The 25345-nt window shown below is 58.5% G+C and carries 2 protein-coding genes; both read right to left on the bottom strand.

From position 1 onward, the window contains the following. Positions 1-196 precede the first annotated feature (196 nt). Positions 197-10696: a family 16 glycosylhydrolase gene (locus tag LG374_RS12370; RefSeq protein WP_225757983.1), complete on the bottom strand. Its 10500-nt coding sequence runs from the start codon at positions 10694-10696 to the stop codon at positions 197-199. Positions 10697-10836: 140 nt separating this feature from the next. Continuing rightward, positions 10837-25293 (bottom strand): Ig-like domain-containing protein, encoded by a 14457-nt coding sequence (locus tag LG374_RS12365; RefSeq protein WP_225757982.1) that lies wholly within the window; start codon positions 25291-25293, stop codon positions 10837-10839. Between the last annotated feature and the right edge of the window lie 52 nt (positions 25294-25345).

The raw sequence follows: 25345 nt of genomic DNA, 5'->3' as shown, positions 1-25345 counted from the left end.
CGGTTTTGTCGCTTCTTTCACGCGGCGGTTTTGTCGCTTCGTTCAAGCGGCGGTTTTGTCGCTTCGTTCAAGCGGCGGTTTTGTCGCTTCGTTCAAGCGGCGGTTTTGTCGCTTCGTTCAAGCGGCGTGGGCATAAAAAATCCGACGCTGGCGCGTCGGATTTTTTCTCGCCGTTAGACGGCGAGCCGTCATGGCTTCAGATGATCTGGATGTGGTTTTGTTCCAGTTCGGTGTTGATGCCGAGGCGGGCAATGGTTACCGCTGCGCCGCTGCCGTTGCCGTCTGCGTCGTAGGCAAGTTCGCCCGTCGCCTGGTTGTAGATGATGCGGTCGTCGGCGTCTTTCGCTTCCGTCCCTTTCACAAATTGTTCTGCACTCAGGCTGCCTTTTTGCAGGCCGGTGAAGATATTGTGATCAAGCTGGATGCGGTCGCCTTCGGCGGCATTGAAGTCGAGCAGGGTGTCAATCGTGCCGTCAAACGGGCTGCGGAAGATAAAGGTGTCTCCGCCTGCGCCGCCTTTCAGGGTGTCGTTGCCACGTCCGCCTTCGATTTGGTCGTTGCCCGCGCCGCCGTCAATGTTGTCGTTGCCGTCGAAGCCGAAGAGGTAGTTGGCCGCGCTGTTGCCCTTGATGGTGTCGTTGCCCGTGCCGCCTTTCGCGCTCTCTATTTGTGTGCCGTAGCCGATGAAGGCTTGTCCGGTGGTCGGGTTGCCGCTGTCATCCAGCGCCAGGTGTTCGGCTTTGCTGCCAGCGTAGATCCAGCTGCCGGGGGTGAGGTCAATGTTGAGGTCTAGCGTTTGTTCGCTGGCGTCAAAGGTGTCCTGCCCGCCGCCGTCGTGGATGTAGATGTCGTTACCGACGGCATCTTTGTTAAATGGTTTGAAGCCGTAGGTATCATCACCGCTGTGGTAGTTGGGGTTGACGCCGTAGGCATGGTGCAACGCGGCCAGGTCGTAGATGCCGAGTTTGATCGGCGAGAGTGCAATTTCCCGTGAGGTGTAGCCTCCGCCGAGGTCAACGTTGTAGAGATATTGTCCGGTGGTGTAAGACATCACGGTGAGGTCGTTGCGGTCTTCGGCTTTGTTGATGTCCAGGCTGCTGTCATCGTGGCCGAAGGGATGGTCCATGCCGAGGCTGTGCCCGATTTCGTGCAACACGGTGCCCCAACCATGCTTGAGGGTCAGGTTGCGGGTTGCGGCATCAAAGATGTATGGCGGTTTTGGGGCAAAGGCATCGTCTGCGGTGTAGTAGTGTGTGTTGAGGTGGACGTTGCCGCCGTAGACGCCATAGCCGGATGTGCCGTTGCCAAGATTATGCAGGTAGAAGTTCAGGGTGGCATTGCTGCCCTCCGTGAATTTCACGTTGACGTGTTCTTCGAGGTGATCCAGCACGGTACGGATGTCCACTTTTTGTTGCGCGCTGAATGGGCGATGACCATTCACGACTTTGCCGTTTTCCACACCGTCTTCGGAGAAAGTGTAGGTAATGCGCAGTCCCTCACCGGCTTTGTGGCCGCTATAGTGCCCATAGGTTGCCCGTTGGGTACTGTCCAGGCTGTTAACGAAGTAGTGGTTATTTGCAGAGCGGTCGCCAGCGAAGGTAGTGTCGGCAACGCTGCCGGTATGGTAGGCGGCTTTTTCGTCGTTATCCGCAATGGCAGTGGTAACGGCTTTGTCCGCGCCGACCGCCGCGCCTTCCGCCCCGCTGATGCTCAGGGTGTAGTGCTCGGTGTTTTCCGGGATGCCGTCGGCGGTGGTTTGCAGGCTCACTTTCGCGCTGGTCTCACCCGCCGGGATGGTCAGGGTTTTGCTGATGCTGCCGAGGTCGCCATCCGTCGTTTCGCCGTGGGTGAGCTTGAGTGTGAGGGTGACGGGTTGGTCGCTGGCCTTATCCAGGGTCAAGGTGTATTCCGCCGCTTCGCCTTCGTTGACGTTTTCTGCACCGCTAAGGGTAGCTGTTGGCGGGGTGACGGGTTCGCCAATAGCGGCAGTACCTTCGCTTTCGACGGCTTCCGGAGTGCCTTTGCCGTCGGTGTATTCGGCGCGCACGCTGATGGTTTTGCCTTTTTCGGCTTCGGTCAGGGTGTAGCTCGCGCCCTGCCCTATTTCGCGACCATCGGCTAACCAGTGGTAGGTAATGCTGCCGAGGCCATCTTCATCAGCAAGGGTGTTGGCAGCACTCAGGGTTTCGCCAACCTGGGCTTTGCCGCTGATGGTCACGCTGCCCGTTGGCGCGTGGTTGGTCTGCGGCGGGGTGGGCGGGGTTCCGTCCTGCTGGTAAACACGGACGTAGTCAACTTCCATTGTTGCCGGGAATTTATCGATGCTGTTGTGCGCATCTTGGTATTTCCCGGTCATGTAGTCGCCGCCGACCGCAACGTTGAGGCGCAGGTAGAACGGGATGTTGAAGGGGCCTGGGTGATCAGTGGCGTTCGGCGCAGCGAAGTTGTCAATGGTGTGGTAGTGACGGCCATCCACGTAGTATTCGAGTTTGCCTTCCTGCCATTTGACGGCGTAGGTGTGCCATTCGTCGCTGCCATCCACGTAGGTGATGCCCTGTTTGTGGCGGTGGTTGCCTTTGCCGTAGCCGGTGCCCCAGTGAGCATCGGCGGCGACTTTGATTTGCCCGTCGTGATCGCGGTCTTCGTTGTTGATGTAGCTGCGGGTTTCAAGGACGTCTATTTCGCCACTGCGCGGCCAGCCACCGTATTTGGCTTTGTCCGGACTCATCCAGAATGCCGGCCACAGGCTGCCGTTTTCGGCATTCGGCATTTTCAGCCGTGCTTCAAAGTAGCCGTAAGTCCACGCTTGCTTGCCCTGGGTTTGCACGAAGCCCGAGGAGAAGTCGTAGCTTTTCTCGTTCTCGCCCGAGCCAGTCTTGATGGGGGTGCTTTCGTGGTGCGCGGTGATTTTGAGGCTGCCATCGCTGACGGAGACGTTTTTGTCGCTGTCGCTGTAGTAGTTCTGCACTTTCGAGCTGTTCCAGCCGCCGGTCTGGTAACCCCAGTTATCGCGGTTAAGCGTGGTACCGTCAAATTCATCCTTCCAGACAAGTTTGTAGCCGCTGTGGTGATCCACAGTGGCATCGGCCGCGCCGCTATCGAGTTTTTCGTCGTGCGCGGCGTTGTCGGTGTATTCGACGTGCACACTGATGCTTTTACCAGCATCTTCGGGGCGGACTTTGTAGGTGGCATTCGTCGCACCGTCTACGGCTTTGCCGTCTACCAGCCATTGGTAATGCGCCTGGGCGGTGTCAACGCCGTCTTTGTCGTCAATGGTCGCGGTTAGGATTTTGTCGACCAGTGCTTCGCCTGTGATGGTAACGCTGCCCTGATGGTTGGCAGACAGGGCGGGGATATCCGCTGCTTCACTGATAGGGCTTTCATCATGTCCGGCGTTGTCTTTATAGGTCGCCTGCACGGTAATTTTGTGCCCGGCGTCGTCTTTACTGAGCGTATAGGTGCTGCCGTTGGCCTTGTCGATAGGCTGGCCGTCGCGCAGCCATTGGTATTGGACTTTGTCAGCAGCGAAATCGTCGCCGTCGCTGACAGTAGCGGTGAGGGTGCTGCCCACTTTCGCGTCGCCGCTGATGGCGATGCTGCCCGGTTGATTCGGCGGCGGCGCGGGGATGTCAGTCACCTCGCTCGTCGGGTTTTCGTCGTGCCCGGCGTTGTCTTTGTAGGTGGCCTGCACGGTGATTTTGTGCCCGGCGTCATCTTTGGTGAGCGTATAGGTGCTGCCGTTGGCCTTGTCGATAGGCTGGCCGTCGCGCAGCCATTGGTAGGTCACGCCGCTATCCGGTACGCCATCGCTGTCACTGACGGTCGCCGTGAGTTCGCTGCCCACTTTCGCGTCACCTGTGATGGTGACGGTGCCCGGTTGATTCGGCGGCGGTGCAGGGATGTCGGTCACCTCGCTCGTCGGGTTTTCATCGTGTCCGGCGTTGTCTTTGTACGTCGCCTGCACGCTGATTTTGTGCCCGGCGTCGTCTTTACTGAGCGTATAGGTGCTGCCGTTAGCCTTGTCGATGGGCTGGCCATCGCGCAGCCATTGGTATTGCACGTTAGCGGTGTCGAATTTATCGGCATCGGTCACAGTGGCAGTCAGTTCACTACCCACTTTCGCCTCACCGCTGATGGTAACGGAACCCGGCTGATTGGCGGACTGTGCTGCGACATCAAGGCTGTCGCAGTCGTGGGCTTCATCATGCAGACCGTTATCGCGGTATTCGACATGGACGCTGACTTTTTTGCCTGCGTCTTCAGGGCGCAGGGTGTAGGTTTTTTGTGTCGCCCCCTGCACAGCCACGCCGTCAATCAGCCACTGGTAGCGGATGCTGCTGTCGGACACGGTATCGGGATCGCTCACGTTCGCGGTAAGGGTACTGCCCACTTTGGCATCGCCGCTGATGGTGACGCTGCCTTCACGATTGGGATAGTTCGGATCATCATCCACGCGCAGGGTAAAGGTTTTTTCAACGCTAAGGCCGCCTTGATCAGTCGCAGTGATGGTCAGCGTGACTTTTGTTTCCGCCGCATAGTCAATATGCACACCGTCTTTGAGTTTGAGGATGCCGTCAGCCGTGATTTCGAAACGTTCATCGCTCAATGCATAACGGTGGCTGTCTTGAGGATCAGGATCAACAGTCTTCACCGTACCGATGGACATGCCGTCTTTACCCTCTTTAATGTAGTACTGCTGCTCACCATTGATCAGAGGCAGTCCCTGATCCAGCTGAATGTCTGTCGGGACATGATTTTCCGTTGAGGGGTAAAGCGGATTATCTTTGACTTGCAGGGTGAAGGCTTTGGTGAAGCTCAAACCGCCTGTATCGGTTGTCGTGATAGTCAGGGTAACGGTCTGTTCATCGGCGTAATCAATATGCTGCCCGGCTTTCAGCTTCAGCCGCCCCTCTCGGGTTACTTCAAAGCGTTCATCACTGACGGTATAACTGTGTTTGTCCTGCCAATCAGGATCAACGGTGTCCAGCCAACCAATTTCCACACCATCCTTGCCTTCGGCAATGGTCGTTTGGTATAGCGTGATGTTGGTCGGGGCATGGTTGGTGGCATCAATGTCGCTGACCCTGGTCGTCATTTCCATTGAACCCGTGTTTTTGTTATCGATTTCATCGTAGAAGGCATCGTAGATATGGCCGACGGCGCTCATCTTGTCCCCATTCGGTATGGTTTCCTGCTGGGTATGGAAGCCCGCCTGCGCGTATTGTTCCTGCGCATGCTGGGCAGCGGCGACGGTATCACCATCGGAACTACCCGCTATCCATTTGAGCTGCAAGTGCTGTTTCAGGCCATCTGTCGGGGGCTTGCCGAAATGTAGCGTGGAGTCTGCCGCACCACCGCCTATCATCAGCGCGGTGCCGCCGCTGAACAGGTCATTGTGTTCGGGTAACAGGTAACGGGTAATGAAATCGGCACCGCCGCCGTTGCCCATCAGCAAGACGTCACCTTTATCAAGGTCGTATTTGCTGTATATCTCTTCAAGCAAGGCCCGCAGATAACGGGCATTTTGTGCACCATTCACGCTCCACGAGCCGCTTGCGCTGTCCGGCGTTTTTACCATCAGCACCGTGGCATCACCGCGATCTGCAACGTATTCGGAAAAGATAGAAGCATTCTGGCCATAGTCATTGATGGCTTCACCATGCAGATACAGCACCAGCTTTGGACCGGCACTGAAAAGCCTGTATTCGCCCCTCAGTCCGGCGGCGCTGAAGGTGTTGGTTGTCCCAAACGTGTTTTCCCCACCGCTGCCATGCGTCATGTCTGACGGTGCGGCTGTGTTCAGAGTGGCACCTTCGGCATGTTTGATACGGAGTTTGAAATGGCTGCCATTGTCTTCCACGCCGTTATGCGCGGTATCAACGGCAAAAGTCAGGCTGCTTTCGCCTTTGGGAATGGTCAGGGTGCGGACTTCATTTTTTACACCATGTGTTGTACCGCTGCTTGTTACTTCTACCTCAACTGTCACATCCTGCTCGGCAGGGTGATTGAGTAGCAACTTGTATTGTGCCGCCTCGCCTTCTTTGACAACACTCACCCCCTGCAAGCCAAGAACGGGTGTCCCCTGCGGCTGGGCGGGATAGTTGGGATCATCTTGCACGGAGACGGTGAAGGTTTTACTGAACGTGCCGCCGTGACCATCGTCCGTGGTCACGCTCAGGTTGACGTTTGGTTCTTGGGCAAAGTCGAGATGCTGCCCCGCTTTCAGTTTCAGAGTGCCGTCAGCGGTCACTTCAAAGCGCTCGTCGTTCACGGTATAGGTGTGGACATCGTTGACGTCTTCGTCTGTCGTCGTCAGCTTGCCGATTTCTGCACCGTCTTTGCCTTCCATCACCTGATTCTGGCTCAGGGTGATGTCGGTCGGGGCGTGATTTTGCGGCTGGGCGGGATAGTTGGGGTCATCTTGCACGGAGACGGTGAAGGTTTTACTGAACGTGCCGCCGTGCCCGTCATCCGTCGTCACGCTCAGGGTTACGCTCGGCTCTTTGGCAAAGTCCAGGTGTTCGCCCGCTTTCAGTTTCAGGGTGCCGTCAGCGGTCACTTCAAAGCGCTCGTCGGTCACGGTATAGGTGTGAACATCGTTGGCATCTTCGTCTGTCGTCGTCAGCTTGCCGATTTCTGCACCGTCTTTGCCTTCGATCACCTGATTCTGGCTCAGGGTAATGTCGGTCGGGGCGTGATTTTGCGGCTGGGCGGGATAGTTAGGATCATCCTGGACTTGCAGGGTGAATGCTTTGCTGTAGGTACCTCCGTACCCGTCGTTCGTGGTCACGCTCAGGTTGACGCTTGGCTCCTGGGCAAAGTCGAGATGCTGCCCCGCTTTCAGTTTCAGGGTGCCGTCGGCTGTCACTTCAAAGCGATCGTCGTTCACGGTATAGGTGTGAACATCGTTGGCGTCTTCGTCCGTCGTCGTCAGCTTGCCGATTTCTGCACCGTCTTTGCCTTCCATCACCTGGTTCTGGCTCAGGGTAATGTCGGTCGGCGCGTGATTTTGCGGCTGGGCGGGATAGTTGGGATCATCTTGTACTTGCAGGGTGAATGCTTTGCTGTAGGTGCCGCCGTGCCCGTCATCTGTCGTCACGCTCAGGTTGACGCTTGGCTCCTGGGCAAAGTCGAGATGCTGCCCCGCTTTCAGTTTCAGGGTGCCGTCAGCGGTCACTTCAAAGCGCTCGTCGGTCACGGTATAGGTGTGAACATCGTTGGCATCTTCGTCTATCGTCGTCAGCTTGCCGATTTCTGCACCGTCTTTGCCTTCGATCACCTGATTCTGGCTCAGGGTAATGTCGGTCGGGGCGTGATTTTGCGGCTGGGCGGGATAGCTAGGATCATCCTGGACTTGCAGGGTGAATGCTTTGCTGTAGGTACCGCCGTGCCCGTCATCTGTCGTCACGCTCAGGGTTACGCTCGGTTCTTTGGCAAAGTCCAGGTGTTCGCCCGCTTTGAGTTTGAGGGTGCCGTCAGCGCTAACTTCAAAGCGGCTATCACTCACACGGTAGGTGTGGGTGTCCGTCGTGTCTTCGTCTGTTGTCGTCAGCTTGCCGATTTCTGCACCGTCTTTGCCTTCTATCACCTGGTTCTGGCTCAGGGTGATGTCGGTCGGCGCGTGGTTGGTGCTGTCCGCTCCCGCTATTTCCGCCGTCGGCATGCTGCTGATGTTTTCGTCGTGTCCGGCGTTGTCTTTGTAGGTCGCCTGTACGCTGATTTTGTGACCTATGTCTTCTTGGGTCAGGGCGTAGGTTTTGCCGTTCGCCTGGGCGATCGGTTGTCCGTCACGCTGCCATTGGTAGGTGACGCCCGTATCCGGCACGCCGTCGGCGTCACTGATTTTGGCCGTCAGGGTTTCGCCTGCTTTGGCGTTGCCGTCGATGGTGATCACGCCTTGCTGGTTCACCGGTGGGGGCGGGGTGTCTTTGCCGATATCCAGTTCTGCACTGGTCGGTTTTTCTGTCGTGCCCTTGTTGTCGGTGTATTCGACATGCACGCTGATTTTGTGTCCGGCATCGTCCGGGGTCAGGGTATAGGTCTTGCCATTGGCCTGGGCGATCGGTTGCCCATCACGCTGCCATTGGTAGGTCACGCCTGTATCCGGCACACCGTCTGCATCGCTGATGTTGGCGGTAAGTTCGCTACCGACTTTGCCCTCGCCCGTGATGCTCACCGTGCCTTCGTGGTTCGGCGGGGTTGGGCTGTTTTCCACCTCCAGCGCGGCACTGGTCGGTTTTTCTGTCGTGCCCTTGTTGTCGGTGTATTCGACATGCACGCTGATTTTGTGTCCCGCGTCGCCACGAGTGAGCTGATAGGTTGCGCCCGTTTGTCCGCTGATCGGCTGGCCGTCGCGCAGCCATTGGTATTGCACGTTAGCGGGGACGCCGTCGTCATCGCTGATTTGTGCAGCGAGAGTCTCTCCCACTTTGGCCTCACCGCTGATGCTGATTTTGCCCGTGTGATTGGGCTGCGGCGGCGGATTTGGTGCTGGGGTATCGGTAACGGTAGCAGTGGCCTCGCTTAGCGGGTTTTCGTCGTGTCCGGCGTTGTCTTTGTAGGTCGCACGCACGGTGATTTTGTGTCCCGCGTCGTCGCGGGTGAGCGTGTAGCTGCTGCCTGTTTGTCCGCTGATCGGCTGGCCGTCGCGTAGCCACTGGTATTGCACGTTATTGGGGACGCCGTCGTCATCGCTAACGGCAGCGGTCAGCGTCTGTCCGATTTTCGCCTCACCGCTGATGCTGATTTTTCCCGTGTGGTTGGGTTGCGGCGGCGGATTTGGTGCAGGGGTATCGGTAACGGTAGCGGTGGCCTCGCTCAGCGGGTTTTCGTCGTGTCCGGCGTTGTCTTTGTAGGTGGCGCGCACGGTGATTTTGTGTCCGGCGTCGTCGCGGGTGAGCTGGTAGGTTGCGCCCGTTTGTCCGCTGATCGGCTGGCCGTCGCGTAGCCATTGGTATTGCACGTTATTGGGGATGCCGTCGTCATCGGCAACGGCTGCGGTCAGTGTTTGTCCAACTTTGGCCTCACCGCTGATGCTGATTTTGCCTTCGTGATTCGGTTGCGGCGGCGGCGGATTTGGTGCAGGGGTATCGGTAACGGTAGCAGTGGCCTCGCTCAGCGGGTTTTCGTCATGTCCGGCGTTGTCTTTGTAGGTAGCGCGTACGGTGATTTTGTGTCCCGCATCGGTGCGGGTGAGGGTGTAGGTGCTGCCTGTTTGTCCACTGATCGGCTGACCGTCTCGCAGCCACTGATATTGCACGTTAGCGGGGACGCCGTCGTCGTCGCTAACGGCAGCGGTCAGCGTCTGTCCGACTTTCGCTTCGCCGCTGAGGGTGATTTTGCCTGTGTGATTCGGTTGTGGGTTCGGCGCGGGGGTGTCAGCAACCGCCGCTGTTGCCTCGCTTAGCGGGCTTTCATCATGTCCGGCGTTGTCTTTGTAGGTGGCGCGCACGGTGATTTTGTGTCCCGCGTCGTCACGGGTGAGGGTATAGGTGTTGCCTGTTTGGTTGGCAATCGGCTGGCCGTCACGTAGCCATTGGTATTGCACGTTATTGGGTACGCCGTCGTCATCGCTAACGGCAGCGGTCAGCGTCTGTCCAACTTTCGCCTCGCCGCTGATGCTGATTTTGCCTTCGTGGTTCGGTTGCGGCGGCGGATTTGGTGCCGGGGTATCGGCGACGGTAGCGGTGGCCTCGCTCAGCGGGTTTTCGTTGTGTCCGGCGTTGTCTTTGTAGGTAGCACGCACGGTGATTTTGTGTCCCGCATCGGTGCGGGTGAGGGTGTAGGTGCTGCCTGTTTGTCCACTGATCGGCTGGCCGTCACGCAGCCACTGGTATTGCACGTTAGCGGGCGCGCCGTCGTCGTCGCTAACGGCAGCGGTCAGCGTCTGCCCAACTTTGGCCTCGCCGATGATGCTGATTTTGCCCGCGTGATTGGGTTGTGGATTCGGGTTAGGTTGTGGATTCGGGTTAGGTTGCGGATTCGGGTTAGGTTGTGGATTCGGGTTAGGTTGTGGATTCGGGTTAGGTTGTGGATTCGGGTTAGGTTGCGGATTCGGGTTAGGTTGTGGATTCGGATTGGGTTGCGGATCCGGAATCGGCTGCGGGTTTGGGTTAGGTTGTGGTTCTGGGATCGGTTGCGGGTTCGGCTGAGGATCCGGATTGGGCTGGGGATTCGGGTTAGGTTGTGGATTCGGATTGGGTTGGGGGTTAGGCTGTGGAGGCGGTGTCACGTTGTCGTCGTGATGGTGTTTATCGTGGTTATGTGCAGCGATGGCAATGCCGCCCGCCGTCAGTGCTACGCCGCCGATGATGCCGGCAACCGCTGCCGGTGGCAGGCTGCTGCCTGCTGCCGTCCCGGTATCAATTTCGCTCGCCAAGATGTGTTCCGGGGTGTTATCCACCACCGGGTAGATGTATGGCGTACCGTCAGCCTGCATGCCGACTAGCGCACCCTGACCGTTGCTGAAGTAATCTTTGATGATCAGGCTATTGTTATTGTCAATGTTCACTATAAGGTCATCGCCGCTGCGTGTGCCACTGACCGCCGCCGGGCCGCGCCCGCCGGCTTTGGCAAATTCGTAGTAGACGTTGTTCACCGCTTCGATTTGTAGCGGTGCACCGCCGGCTTTGATGGTGTATTCGCCGATGACGCGGCCAGTAGCGTCCTTGACGGTGAGATTGACAGAGTGTGCCATGTTGCGTTCCTTTTCGTTGGGTAGTTGTTTATACCATTACAGAATTATGACCTGTTTCTTAGTAAAAAGCGCCTGCTACGGTTTTCCCATAGCAAGCGCGTGGTTATAGCCGCCCGCAAGCGGGCGGCTGTTGTTTATGGTCAGAAGTTGTTGCCGTGATTATGGTCATCTTCCAGATGCGGGTTGTAGTTGCTGCTGTAAGCAGGTTCATCGTAACCCTGCGGCGTCATGACTTTCACATGTGTGAGAATGTCTTTTTCGCTCAACTTGCCGTTGGTGCCGACGATATCCACTGTCTGGGTATGGCCTTCGCTGTCACTGATGCTCAGGCGTTGGCTTTCGCCGTGTTCTTCCAGTGTCAGTTTTGCACCAGCCAAGTGTTCGCCTGCAAAGACAATGCGATCACCTTCTGTCGGGTTGAAGTCAAGGATCTTGTCTCCATGCCCGTCGTTGCCATCGAAGAGGAAGGCGAAGGTATCCGCACCCTTGCCGCCGCTGAACTGATGTGCACCATGTGCGGCGACAAAGATATCGTCACCATCACTGCCATGCAGGTTCTGCAGGCTGCCGCTATCCGTTGTCTTGGCAAGGATTTCTGCACTGTGCTGACCGAGGTAGTTGAGGATATCCTCTCCTTCCATATTGACCAGCTGGCTGTAATCTGCCGCGTTGATTTCCGGGCTGAGGTGCAATGTGCCCTGAGCGGTATGCTCCGCACTTTCAGACGCATTATCGCTGTCCGCATCATGCTGTTCGTGGCCGACATCCTGCACATCATCGGCAAGATGGTTATGCTCAACGAGTGGCTGTTCCGGCGCAATATGCGGTGCCTGTGGTGCTTCTCCAGCTTTCACGGTCGCTACTTCACTGTTGGCACTACCGTAGGCATCGTTGCAGTTCTGCGCGGTGACTTCACTGCCTGCTTTCAGCATATGTGCCGGAATGGTCACGGTACCTGTTTGGGTATTCAGGGTAATACCGCTTGCCGGTGATGCGGTGTAGACCTCATCAAAGGCCCATTCCGTTACGCCATGAACATTTTTCTGTGTAATCAGCTTATATGCCTGACCCGATGGATCAGTGAAATGGATTTCCATGAAGGTCAGCTGGTTCATGCTATCCCGGTTCGCCGGATTTGATAGATTCATGCCGGAAGTAATGCTGATATCGCCGGTCTTTTCATCCCGTACTATCGTCGGCGTTACCGGCGGATTGTTGTCAAGGATATTTACGTTATAGCGCACATCGGTAATGGCTCTTGCCCCTTCGGCACTTTTAATGGCGACTTGAAGACCACCGTGATAGCTCTGCGCTACGTTGTTGTCGTGAGTCGTCAGCGTGAAATCAACGCTGGTTTTGCCTTTCGAAATGACGTACGTCTGCTGATCGCCTTCCTTAAAGGAAGCATACTCGCCTCCGCCGAACTCAACGGTTACGCGCACATCGTGATCCACCGCCTTGTTCATCTGCAGCTTGTAGCCGATACCCTCACCTTCACGCACGACAGCGTCTCTGCCGACCAGGGAAACGACTGCTTCACCGTCACTATCGGCAATAGTGCTGTACACCGAGTCGTTTTGGGCAGAGGAAGCCCTCGGAGCATGTTCAAGCGTAGCGCCCTTCGGGTTGATCAGATTGATGGAAAAACCTTCCACACCTTCCGCCGTACTATCTGCATTGGCAGTAACCGTAAAGGTGGCCTGGGTTTCTCCCGCCGGGATAGTGACGTGTTTAGTGCTTAGTGTCACGTCATTATCGGAGGCGTTTTGCACTTCTATACCAAGGGCAAAGGGAACAAAATCAATGTCGACACTGACCGGATGATCTGTCGCCTTGCTCAGGGTGACCGTATAGGTCGCCGTTCCGCCTTCCGTCAGGGACGGTTGATCGGTGTTGAGGGTAAGACTCGGCAAGGCGGCCTCATCATCAATCACCAGAGCCTTGAGCTGTTTGGCAGCATCGTTAACCTTTGCCCCGGACGCACCGGTAATCTCAATGCCGAAGCGTCCGGTGGACGGATTCTCCGGCCTGTCATTGACTTCGTTATTGTCATCAACCGATGCAGTGAAGGTTGCTCGGGTTTCTCCGGCGGGAATGGTGACCTGCTTATTACTCAGACTAATGGATCCATCTTTGGCACCTGAAAGGTAATAGTTCAAATCAAGGGAAACCGTCACATCATGATCCGTTGCCTTATCCAGCATGGCTGTATAAGTGGCTTTTCCACCTTCCGGAACTTCGCCCGGACCGATCAAGCTGACCGTAGGATCAACACCATCTCCCTGGACTTTGCCTGTGGCTTCACTACCCGGGTTTTCATGATGCTGGATATTGTCATCATATTCAGCCTTGACGGTAATGCTCTTGCCCACATCATTGGAACGCAGGGTGTAGGTCTTCTCCGTCGCACCATCGATGGGTTCCCCGTTGGCCAGCCACTGATAGCGGATGGCATCTTCGGCAACGCCATCAGGGTCAACCACATTAGCCGTCAGCGTTTCGCCGACTTTTGCCGTACCGCTGATGGTGATGCTGCCATTATCCACCACAGGCGGATAGGCCGGATCGTCCTGTACTTGCAAGGTGAATTCCTTGCTGAAAGTACCGCCATGTCCATCATCAGTTGTAACCGTCAGTTTGACCGTCGGCTCTTTAGCAAAGTCGAGATGCTCACCGGCTTTCAGCTTCAACATTCCGTCAACAACTTCAAAGCGGCTGTCGCTAACCGTGTAGGTATGCGTATCACCCTTATCTTCGTCCGTTGTGGTCAACTTGCCGACTTCTGCGCCGTCTTTGCCCTCCATCACTTGGGTAGCACCTAGGTCAATGTCGGTTGGGACATGATTTTGCGGCGGCTGCGGGGTTGCCGGATAGTCCGGATCATCCTGTACTTGCAGGGTAAATTCTTTCTCGAATGTGCCTCCATGACCGTCATTGGTCGTAACCGTCAGTTTGACCGTCGGCTCTTTGGCAAAGTCGAGATACTCACCAGCTTTCAACTTCAATGTACCGTCAACCACTTCAAAGCGGCTATCGCTTACCGTGTAGGTATGCGTATCACCCTTGTCTTCGTCTGTGGTGGTCAGCTTGCCGACTTTCACACCGTCTTTACCTTCGATAACTTGGGTTACATCCAGGGTAATATCGGTCGGTGCATGATTTTGCGCAGGCGGTTTCGGTTTACCGCCGACTAATGCTGCAAAACTCTCAACATTTTCAATATGCCCGGCATCGTCAACGTATTCCGCTCTCACTTTGATGCGCTTACCTGCATCAGAAGCTTTAACAACGTATGTTTCTCCTTGCCCAACCTGGCTACCATCCACAAACCAGGTATATTTCGGCACGCTATGATCAATGCCATCGCTATCAAAGATGGAAGCGGTCAAGGTTTCACCAACTTGCGGAAATCCGGAATTAGTTGTGAAGGACGTTCCACCTTTGGCATTTGCTGAAGTCGCCGGGAAGTTCGGATCGTCCACCACCTCCAAGGTAATGTCTTTGGTAAACGCAGCACCGTGATTATCGGTTGTCGTGACCTTCAGTGTAACTGTTTGCTCTTTGGCGTAATTGAGGTATTCGCCCGCTTTCAGCTTTAACGTACCGTCAGCCGTTACTTCAAAGCGTTCGTCGCTCACCGTGTAGGTGTGCGTGTCCGCTGTATCCTGATCCGTTGTGCTCAGTTTACCAACGGCTACCCCTACTTTACCTTCGCTGACACGAACCGTATCCAGCGTGATATCGGTCGGTGCGTGGTTTTCATTGGCTGGCGGAACATTCGGCACATCTTGCGCATCGCTAGTCGGTTTTTCCGCAGTACCTATATTGTCGGTGTATTCGACGTGGACACTGATCTTGTGTCCAGCATCGTCATTGGTAAGCGTATAGGCCTTGTTGGTCGCCGCAGAGATCGGTTCCCCGTCACGCAGCCATTGGTACTGGACACTATCTTCCGCAAAGCCGTTGCCATCGCTGACTTTTGCCGTCAACTCACTGCCGACTTTGGCTTCACCGTCAATGATTACGCTACCCGGCTGATTCACCGGCGCCTGACCGTTGTCATAGCCCGCATTCAGGCTGGCACTGCTACCTTCCTTATATTCGGAGTCGTTGTGCGCGCTGACCGGGCTGCCATCTTTTAGCGCCTTGCCGCCAAGAGTGACGACACCGCTATTTTCGTCCAGGCTGATGTTGTCGCGTGGCAGATCAGCGCTCGTCCACTTGCCGTTGTCACTGCGGGTAACGGTCAGCGTCTGTTCGTTATCGTCATTATCACGATAAGTAATGACCAGACTCTTGATGCCGCCAACTGTCTGCGGTGTCACCACCACACTGCCATTCTCGCTGCCCGCTGCCAGTGTCGGGGCAGGCGGCGGATCATTATCGGCGATGGTGGTTTCTACCGCTTCCGCCTTGTTCACCGCACCGGTGACACTTTCCACGCTGACATTGAAAGTACGGTTCGGCTGATAACTGTCGTTATCCAGCGCCGCCACTTCAAAGTTATGACCGGTCTCTCCTTTCGGGATGGTGATGGAGCGGGTTTCTGTCTTGACGTTGCCATCATCGGTTGTGCCATGCTTGATGGTCACGGTAACCGTCACATCACTATCTGCTGCCTTATTGAGCGTCAAGGTGTAAGCGGCGCTTTCACCTTCGACGACGTTGCCATCGCCACTCAGAGTCAGCTCGGCCTCGACCGGCTGCGGTGTACCGCTATCGGGATCAGTCGTGACGGAAACACGATCACTGTACGCAGTGCCTTTACCGGCAATAGCGCTTAGAGTGGTGTTGTCATCTACAGCTGCCGGAGCGACTTTCACCACACCGCTTGTGGCATCAAAATCAACACCTGCTGGCTTCTGCGTACCGTCTTGTACCTGCCATGGACTGGAGGCATCGGCACGGGTGAGGGTCAGGCTTCTTACTTGCCCGTTACCTTCGTAATCCACACGCAGATAGGTCGCTTCATCCGGCGGTGTAATGGTTACACCACCCTGCTCAGCACCTTCGCTCTTGGCCAAGGCTGGCTGTGTAAATGAAGGTTGAGGCGGTTGCGGCGCGGTGTTATCCACATCACTTGTAACGATATTTTCCGCTGTAGTCGGATTTGTGCCATTGTGAGCGACAGCCTTGACTTCCGTCTTATCCCCGACGGCATCCGGTGGCAGTTTTACGGCGCCGCTTGCGGCATCTACAGTAATACCCTGATTGTCAGGAACACCTTCCGCCGTCCATTGACCGCTTGTTTTCGTCACGGTAATGGTGTGATCAGCGTTCTGTTCGTCTTTATAAGTAATCACCACCTTGTCGGTATTACCCTGCGGGGTAATGGTGACACCGCCCTGCTCTGCATCCGCATCTTTAGCTACAAGTGGTTGCTCCGGATCGGCAAGCGTCGGCGGATTGTTACCTGCAACGAAGCTGGTTTCTCCCTGGAAGCTTGAATGAATGCTAATAGCTGATATTGAGACGGTACTGCCATCCTGCACCACTTTGGCTGCCAGAGTAGTCTTGCCGGTCTCCGCATCTACCGTGATGCCTTCAATCGGATCACCATCCAGTTTCCAACCATCATTAGCCTTGCTAACCGTAACCCTTTTCTCGGTACCTGTAGCCTCGTCCGTATATGAAATATCTAGACTGTCAGTACGTTCTTTCGGCGTGATAACGACGCTGCCCTGTTCCTCGCCCTCTTGGACATCAGGCTTTTCAGGTCTGGGTTCATTCTTATCAATACCCGTAGTAATTTCAGCGGGCGAACTGGTTTGGGTCGCGTTGCTGTTAACAGCGGTGACCTTGCTTTCATCAAGCACCTGATCTGGCTCAAAGCGGATCTTCCCAGTATCGGCCTCCACATCATAGCCGCTGCTATCGGCACTCCACTTACCTGTATTGGCATCTTTCGTTACCGTTACCGTGTGTGTAGCCGGTGGTGTCCCTTCGTCCTGATACTCGATCACCATCTTGGTTGCCCCCGTTGCCGGAGTGACAGTAAAGGCATCGCCGTATTCACCAATACCCGTTTGGAAAGTCGGTGGATCTAGCGGTAGCGGAACGCTTTCGTAGGTCAGGGTGATGGTCGCCGGCTGGCTTTCGTGGCCCGCTTTGTCGCTTACGGTGTATTTGACCGGTGTCGGGCTGCCAGTAAAGCCAGCAGCCGGGCTGAAGGTCACGGTGCCATCGTTGGCAACCTTCCAGGTGCCTTCGCCGCTCACTTCCAGGGTCTTCACTTTGTTGCCGCTGCCGTCCAGGAGTTGTACGGTCGTCGGGTCAATGTCGCCCTGGGCATCCCGGTCGTTCGTCAGGACGTTGATCGTCGCGGTTGCCCCTATTTTGAGGCCGTCCAGGTTGTCGTCGTTGGCGTTCGGCGCCTCGCCTTGCGGGGTGTCGATGGTTTTGTCCACGTTGCCGCTCGCGTTCACGCTTTCTTTGCCGTCACTGACGGTCACGGATACGGCCGGCAGGTCTTCGCCCGCGTTGACGTGCGCAGCGCCCGCGGCGGTCAGGCTTACGGTGCCCGTCGCCGGGTCGATGCTGTAGTAGCCGTTCGGGTCGCTGTTCGGGGTCAGGCTGTAGGTCAGGCTGTCGCCATCTTGGTCAGCGCCACGGCTGGTCGCGACTTGTTGGCCTTCTGTTGCCTGTCCTTGTTCTGGGTGCAGGGTCACGCTGACTTCTAGGGTCGGTGCGTGGTTCGCCGGCGGCGGCGGGGTGATGCCGTCGTTATCGGACGTTATTTGTTCGCTCGCCGTCGTCGGGTTACCACCGTTGTGCGCCACGGCTTGGACCGGGCTGTTGTCTTTCACCGCATCCGGCGGCAGTTTGACGGCACCCGTGGCGGCATCCACGGTGATGCCCTGGTTCTCCGGCACGCCCGTCGCCAGCCATTGGCCCGCCGGGCCTTTGCTCACGGTGATGGTCTGCGCTTTGTCGTCTTCGTCGGTGTAGGTGATGTCGACTTTGTCGGTGTTCGCCCCCGGGGTGACGGTCACGCCGCCCTGTTCTGCCCCCGTGCCTTTTTCCAGCACGGGTTTCGCCGGGTCAGCGGCTGCGCTTTCGTAGGTCAGGGTGATGGTCGCCGGCTCGCTTTCGTGGCCCGCTTTGTCGCTTACGGTGTATTTGACCGGTGTCGGGCTGCCAGTAAAGCCCGCAGCCGGGCTGAAGGTTACGGTGCCATCGTTGGCAACCTTCCAGGTGCCTTCGCCGCTCACTTCCAGGGTCTTCACTTTGTTGCCGCTGCCGTCCAGGAGTTGTACGGTCGTCGGGTCAATGTCGCCCTGGGCATCCCGGTCGTTCGTCAGGACGTTGATCGTCGCGGTTGCCCCTATTTTGAGGCCGTCCAGGTTGTCGTCGTTGGCGTTCGGCGCCTCGCCTTGCGGGGTATCGATGGTTTTGTCCACGTTGCCGCTCGCGTTCACGCTTTCTTTGCCGTCACTGACGGTCACGGATACGGCCGGCAGGTCTTCGCCCGCGTTGACGTGCGCAGCGCCCGCGGCGGTCAGGCTTACGGTGCCCGTCGCCGGGTCGATGCTGTAGTAGCCGTTCGGGTCGCTGTTCGGGGTCAGGCTGTAGGTCAGGCTGTCGCCATCTTGGTCAGCGCCACGGCTGGTCGCGACTTGTTGGCCTTCTGTTGCCTGTCCTTGTTCTGGGTGCAGGGTCACGCTGACTTCTAGGGTCGGTGCGTGGTTCGCCGGCGGCGGCGGGGTGATGCCGTCGTTATCGGACGTTATTTGTTCGCTCGCCGTCGTCGGGTTACCACCGTTGTGCGCCACGGCTTGGACCGGGCTGTTGTCTTTCACCGCATCCGGCGGCAGTTTGACGGCACCCGTGGCGGCATCCACGGTGATGCCCTGGTTCTCCGGCACGCCCGTCGCCAGCCATTGGCCCGCCGGGCCTTTGCTCACGGTGATGGTCTGCGCTTTGTCGTCTTCGTCGGTGTAGGTGATGTCGACTTTGTCGGTGTTCGCCCCCGGGGTGACGGTCACGCCGCCTTGTTCTGCCCCCGTGCCTTTTTCCAGCACGGGTTTCGCCGGGTCAGCGGCTGCGCTTTCGTAGGTCAGGGTGATGGTCGCCGGCTCGCTTTCGTGGCCCGCTTTGTCGCTTACGGTGTATTTGACCGGTGTCGGGCTGCCAGTAAAGCCCGCAGCCGGGCTGAAGGTTACGGTGCCGTCGTTGGCAACCTTCCAGGTGCCTTCGCCGCTCACTTCCAGGGTCTTCACTTTGTTGCCGCTGCCGTCCAGGAGTTGTACGGTCGTCGGGTCAATGTCGCCCTGGGCATCCCGGTCGTTCGTCAGGACGTTGATCGTCGCGGTTGCCCCTATTTTGAGGCCGTCCAGGTTGTCGTCGTTGGCGTTCGGCGCCTCGCCTTGCGGGGTGTCGATGGTTTTGTCCACGTTGCCGCTCGCGTTCACGCTTTCTTTGCCGTCACTGACGGTCACGGATACGGCCGGCAGGTCTTCGCCCGCGTTGACGTGCGCAGCGCCCGCGGCGGTCAGGCTTACGGTGCCCGTCGCCGGGTCGATGCTGTAGTAGCCGTTCGGGTCGCTGTTCGGGGTCAGGCTGTAGGTCAGGCTGTCGCCATCTTGGTCAGCGCCACGGCTGGTCGCGACTTGTTGGCCTTCTGTTGCCTGTCCTTGTTCTGGGTGCAGGGTCACGCTGACTTCTAGGGTCGGTGCGTGGTTCGCCGGCGGCGGCGGGGTGATGCCGTCGTTATCGGACGTTATTTGTTCGCTCGCCGTCGTCGGGTTACCACCGTTGTGCGCCACGGCTTGGACCGGGCTGTTGTCTTTCACCGCATCCGGCGGCAGTTTGACGGCACCCGTGGCGGCATCCACGGTGATGCCCTGGTTCTCCGGCACGCCCGTCGCCAGCCATTGGCCCGCCGGGCCTTTGCTCACGGTGATGGTCTGCGCTTTGTCGTCTTCGTCGGTGTAGGTGATGTCGACTTTGTCGGTGTTCGCCCCCGGGGTGACGGTCACGCCGCCTTGTTCTGCCCCCGTGCCTTTTTCCAGCACGGGTTTCGCCGGGTCAGCGGCTGCGCTTTCGTAGGTCAGGGTGATGGTCGCCGGCTGGCTTTCGTGGCCCGCTTTGTCGCTTACGGTGTATTTGACCGGTGTCGGGCTGCCAGTAAAGCCAGCAGCCGGGCTGAAGGTCACGGTGCCATCGTTGGCAACCTTCCAGGTGCCTTCGCCGCTCACTTCCAGGGTCTTCACTTTGTTGCCGCTGCCGTCCAGGAGTTGTACGGTCGTCGGGTCAATGTCGCCCTGGGCATCCCGGTCGTTCGTCAGGACGTTGATCGTCGCGGTTGCCCCTATTTTGAGGCCGTCCAGGTTGTCGTCGTTGGCGTTCGGCGCCTCGCCTTGCGGGGTGTCGATGGTTTTGTCCACGTTGCCGCTCGCGTTCACGCTTTCTTTGCCGTCACTGACGGTCACGGATACGGCCGGCAGGTCTTCGCCCGCGTTGACGTGCGCAGCGCCCGCGGCGGTCAGGCTTACGGTGCCCGTCGCCGGGTCGATGCTGTAGTAGCCGTTCGGGTCGCTGTTCGGGGTCAGGCTGTAGGTCAGGCTGTCGCCATCTTGGTCAGCGCCACGGCTGGTCGCGACTTGTTGGCCTTCTGTTGCCTGTCCTTGTTCTGGGTGCAGGGTCACGCTGACTTCTAGGGTCGGTGCGTGGTTCGCCGGCGGCGGCGGGGTGATGCCGTCGTTATCGGACGTTATTTGTTCGCTCGCCGTCGTCGGGTTACCACCGTTGTGCGCCACGGCTTGGACCGGGCTGTTGTCTTTCACCGCATCCGGCGGCAGTTTGACGGCACCCGTGGCGGCATCCACGGTGATGCCCTGGTTCTCCGGCACGCCCGTCGCCAGCCATTGGCCCGCCGGGCCTTTGCTCACGGTGATGGTCTGCGCTTTGTCGTCTTCGTCGGTGTAGGTGATGTCGACTTTGTCGGTGTTCGCCCCCGGGGTGACGGTCACGCCGCCTTGTTCTGCCCCCGTGCCTTTTTCCAGCACGGGTTTCGCCGGGTCAGCGGCTGCGCTTTCGTAGGTCAGGGTGATGGTCGCCGGCTCGCTTTCGTGGCCCGCTTTGTCGCTTACGGTGTATTTGACCGGTGTCGGGCTGCCAGTAAAGCCCGCAGCCGGGCTGAAGGTTACGGTGCCGTCGTTGGCAACCTTCCAGGTGCCTTCGCCGCTCACTTCCAGGGTCTTCACTTTGTTGCCGCTGCCGTCCAGGAGTTGTACGGTCGTCGGGTCAATGTCGCCCTGGGCATCCCGGTCGTTCGTCAGGACGTTGATCGTCGCGGTTGCCCCTATTTTGAGGCCGTCCAGGTTGTCGTCGTTGGCGTTCGGCGCCTCGCCTTGCGGGGTGTCGATGGTTTTGTCCACGTTGCCGCTCGCGTTCACGCTTTCTTTGCCGTCACTGACGGTCACGGATACGGCCGGCAGGTCTTCGCCCGCGTTGACGTGCGCAGCGCCCGCGGCGGTCAGGCTTACGGTGCCCGTCGCCGGGTCGATGCTGTAGTAGCCGTTCGGGTCGCTGTTCGGGGTCAGGCTGTAGGTCAGGCTGTCGCCATCTTGGTCAGCGCCACGGCTGGTCGCGACTTGTTGGCCTTCTGTTGCCTGTCCTTGTTCTGGGTGCAGGGTCACGCTGACTTCTAGGGTCGGTGCGTGGTTCGCCGGCGGCGGCGGGGTGATGCCGTCGTTATCGGACGTTATTTGTTCGCTCGCCGTCGTCGGGTTACCACCGTTGTGCGCCACGGCTTGGACCGGGCTGTTGTCTTTCACCGCATCCGGCGGCAGTTTGACGGCACCCGTGGCGGCATCCACGGTGATGCCCTGGTTCTCCGGCACGCCCGTCGCCAGCCATTGGCCCGCCGGGCCTTTGCTCACGGTGATGGTCTGCGCTTTGTCGTCTTCGTCGGTGTAGGTGATGTCGACTTTGTCGGTGTTCGCCCCCGGGGTGACGGTCACGCCGCCTTGTTCTGCCCCCGTGCCTTTTTCCAGCACGGGTTTCGCCGGGTCAGCGGCTGCGCTTTCGTAGGTCAGGGTGATGGTCGCCGGCTGGCTTTCGTGGCCCGCTTTGTCGCTTACGGTGTATTTGACCGGTGTCGGGCTGCCAGTAAAGCCAGCAGCCGGGCTGAAGGTCACGGTGCCATCGTTGGCAACCTTCCAGGTGCCTTCGCCGCTCACTTCCAGGGTCTTCACTTTGTTGCCGCTGCCGTCCAGGAGTTGTACGGTCGTCGGGTCAATGTCGCCCTGGGCATCCCGGTCGTTCGTCAGGACGTTGATCGTCGCGGTTGCCCCTATTTTGAGGCCGTCCAGGTTGTCGTCGTTGGCGTTCGGCGCCTCGCCTTGCGGGGTGTCGATGGTTTTGTCCACGTTGCCGCTCGCGTTCACGCTTTCTTTGCCGTCACTGACGGTCACGGATACGGCCGGCAGGTCTTCGCCCGCGTTGACGTGCGCAGCGCCCGCGGCGGTCAGGCTTACGGTGCCCGTCGCCGGGTCGATGCTGTAGTAGCCGTTCGGGTCGCTGTTCGGGGTCAGGCTGTAGGTCAGGCTGTCGCCATCTTGGTCAGCGCCACGGCTGGGCGCGGCTTGTTGGCCTTCTGTTGCCTGTCCTTGTTCTGGGTGCAGGGTCACGCTGACTTCTAGGGTCGGTGCGTGGTTCGCCGGCGGCGGCGGGGTGATGCCGTCGTTATCGGACGTTATTTGTTCGCTCGCCGTCGTCGGGTTACCACCGTTGTGCGCCACGGCTTGGACCGGGCTGTTGTCTTTCACCGCATCCGGCGGCAGTTTGACGGCACCCGTGGCGGCATCCACGGTGATGCCCTGGTTCTCCGGCACGCCCGTCGCCAGCCATTGGCCCGCCGGGCCTTTGCTCACGGTGATGGTCTGCGCTTTGTCGTCTTCGTCGGTGTAGGTGATGTCGACTTTGTCGGTGTTCGCCCCCGGGGTGACGGTCACGCCGCCTTGTTCTGCCCCCGTGCCTTTTTCCAGCACGGGTTTCGCCGGGTCAGCGGCTGCGCTTTCGTAGGTCAGGGTGATGGTCGCCGGCTCGCTTTCGTGGCCCGCTTTGTCGCTTACGGTGTATTTGACCGGTGTCGGGCTGCCAGTAAAGCCAGCAGCCGGGCTGAAGGTTACGGTGCCATCGTTGGCAACCTTCCAGGTGCCTTCGCCGCTCACTTCCAGGGTCTTCACTTTGTTGCCGCTGCCGTCCAGGAGTTGTACGGTCGTCGGGTCAATGTCGCCCTGGGCATCCCGGTCGTTCGTCAGGACGTTGATCGTCGCGGTTGCCCCTATTTTGAGGCCGTCCAGGTTGTCGTCGTTGGCGTTCGGCGCCTCGCCTTGCGGGGTATCGATGGTTTTGTCCACGTTGCCGCTCGCGTTCACGCTTTCTTTGCCGTCACTGACGGTCACGGATACGGCCGGCAGGTCTTCGCCCGCGTTGACGTGCGCAGCGCCCGCGGCGGTCAGGCTTACGGTGCCCGTCGCCGGGTCGATGCTGTAGTAGCCGTTCGGGTCGCTGTTCGGGGTCAGGCTGTAGGTCAGGCTGTCGCCATCTTGGTCAGCGCCACGGCTGGTCGCGACTTGTTGGCCTTCTGTTGCCTGTCCTTGTTCTGGGTGCAGGGTCACGCTGACTTCTAGGGTCGGTGCGTGGTTCGCCGGCGGCGGCGGGGTGATGCCGTCGTTATCGGACGTTATTTGTTCGCTCGCCGTCGTCGGGTTACCACCGTTGTGCGCCACGGCTTGGACCGGGCTGTTGTCTTTCACCGCATCCGGCGGCAGTTTGACGGCACCCGTGGCGGCATCCACGGTGATGCCCTGGTTCTCCGGCACGCCCGTCGCCAGCCATTGGCCCGCCGGGCCTTTGCTCACGGTGATGGTCTGCGCTTTGTCGTCTTCGTCGGTGTAGGTGATGTCGACTTTGTCGGTGTTCGCCCCCGGGGTGACGGTCACGCCGCCTTGTTCTGCCCCCGTGCCTTTTTCCAGGACGGGTTTCGCCGGGTCAGCGGCTGCGCTTTCGTAGGTCAGGGTGATGGTCGCCGGCTCGCTTTCGTGGCCCGCTTTGTCGCTTACGGTGTATTTGACCGGTGTCGGGCTGCCAGTAAAGCCCGCAGCCGGGCTGAAGGTTACGGTGCCGTCGTTGGCAACCTTCCAGGTGCCTTCGCCGCTCACTTCCAGGGTCTTCACTTTGTTGCCGCTGCCGTCCAGGAGTTGTACGGTCGTCGGGTCAATGTCGCCCTGGGCATCCCGGTCGTTCGTCAGGACGTTGATCGTCGCGGTTGCCCCTATTTTGAGGCCGTCCAGGTTGTCGTCGTTGGCGTTCGGCGCCTCGCCTTGCGGGGTGTCGATGGTTTTGTCCACGTTGCCGCTCGCGTTCACGCTTTCTTTGCCGTCACTGACGGTCACGGATACGGCCGGCAGGTCTTCGCCCGCGTTGACGTGCGCAGCGCCCGCGGCGGTCAGGCTTACGGTGCCCGTCGCCGGGTCGATGCTGTAGTAGCCGTTCGGGTCGCTGTTCGGGGTCAGGCTGTAGGTCAGGCTGTCGCCATCTTGGTCAGCGCCACGGCTGGTCGCGACTTGTTGGCCTTCTGTTGCCTGTCCTTGTTCTGGGTGCAGGGTCACGCTGACTTCTAGGGTCGGTGCGTGGTTCGCCGGCGGCGGCGGGGTGGTACTGTCGGTAATTTCTGCCGTTGGTCGGCTGGTGATGTTTTCTTGATGTCCCGCGTTATCGGTGTAACGCACTTCGACGGTAATGGTCTTGCCTTTGTCGCCCGGTTGGATGGTGTAGGTTTGTCCGGTGCCGATTTCCTGACCGTTGGCCAGCCAGCGGTAGGTGATGCCGCTGGCCGGTACACCGTCTGCGTCCGAAACGGTCGCCGTCAGGGTTTTGCCGACTTGCGCGTCGCCGCTGATGATCACGCTGCCGGGTTTATTTTGTCCGGGTTGGGGATTGGGATTCGGTGATGGCGGCTGCGGGTTTGGGTTGGGGTTTGGTGATGGCGGCTGCGGGTTTGGGTTGGGGTTTGGTGATGGCGGCTGCGGGTTTGGGTTGGGGCTTGGTGATGGCGGCTGCGGGTTCGGATTAGGTTGCGGCCCGATATTGTCTGGCGGAATAGGGTTGGGATTGCTGGGGCTGTCGTCGCCATCATCATCGTGGTTATTTTTCGCAATGCCGATAGCCGCAGCGATCAGGCCGATGCCGCCTGCAACACCTAGAGGGGCGAGTACAGGCTGTCCCTGTTCGGCAGCGAAGGCTTGTGATGCTTCAATCTCGGAAGCCAGCACATGTTCCGGGGCAGTAGCAACGGGATAATCAAAGAACCCACCATCGGCCTGCGTGCCGACTAATGCTCCCTGTCCCTGGGTAAAGTAGTTTTCGATGACAAGATCGGTACCGTCATCAAAGGACACCAGCAGATTGTCGCCTACGCGCTCGGTAATGATACTTTCTGGACCGATACCGGTTGCCTGCTCGGTGAACTGGTAGTACACGCCATCTATTGCCTGGATGTGCTGTGCACTACCCGCGGTATTGATGTTGTACTGTCCGATGGTGTTACCGGCGTTGTCTTTCAGGGCCAGGATGATTTGCTTTGCCATAGCTAATTCCTTTTATGGGTAGTGGGTTACTGGTATCTTCATGTCAAGATAC

Origin of the sequence: Cardiobacterium sp. Marseille-Q4385 (assembly GCF_916618745.1) — a bacterium.
Taxonomy (GTDB): Bacteria; Pseudomonadota; Gammaproteobacteria; order Cardiobacteriales; family Cardiobacteriaceae; genus Cardiobacterium.
The sequence above is the reverse complement of the archived record's forward strand: the minus strand, read 5'-3'. Positions and strand labels throughout refer to the sequence as shown.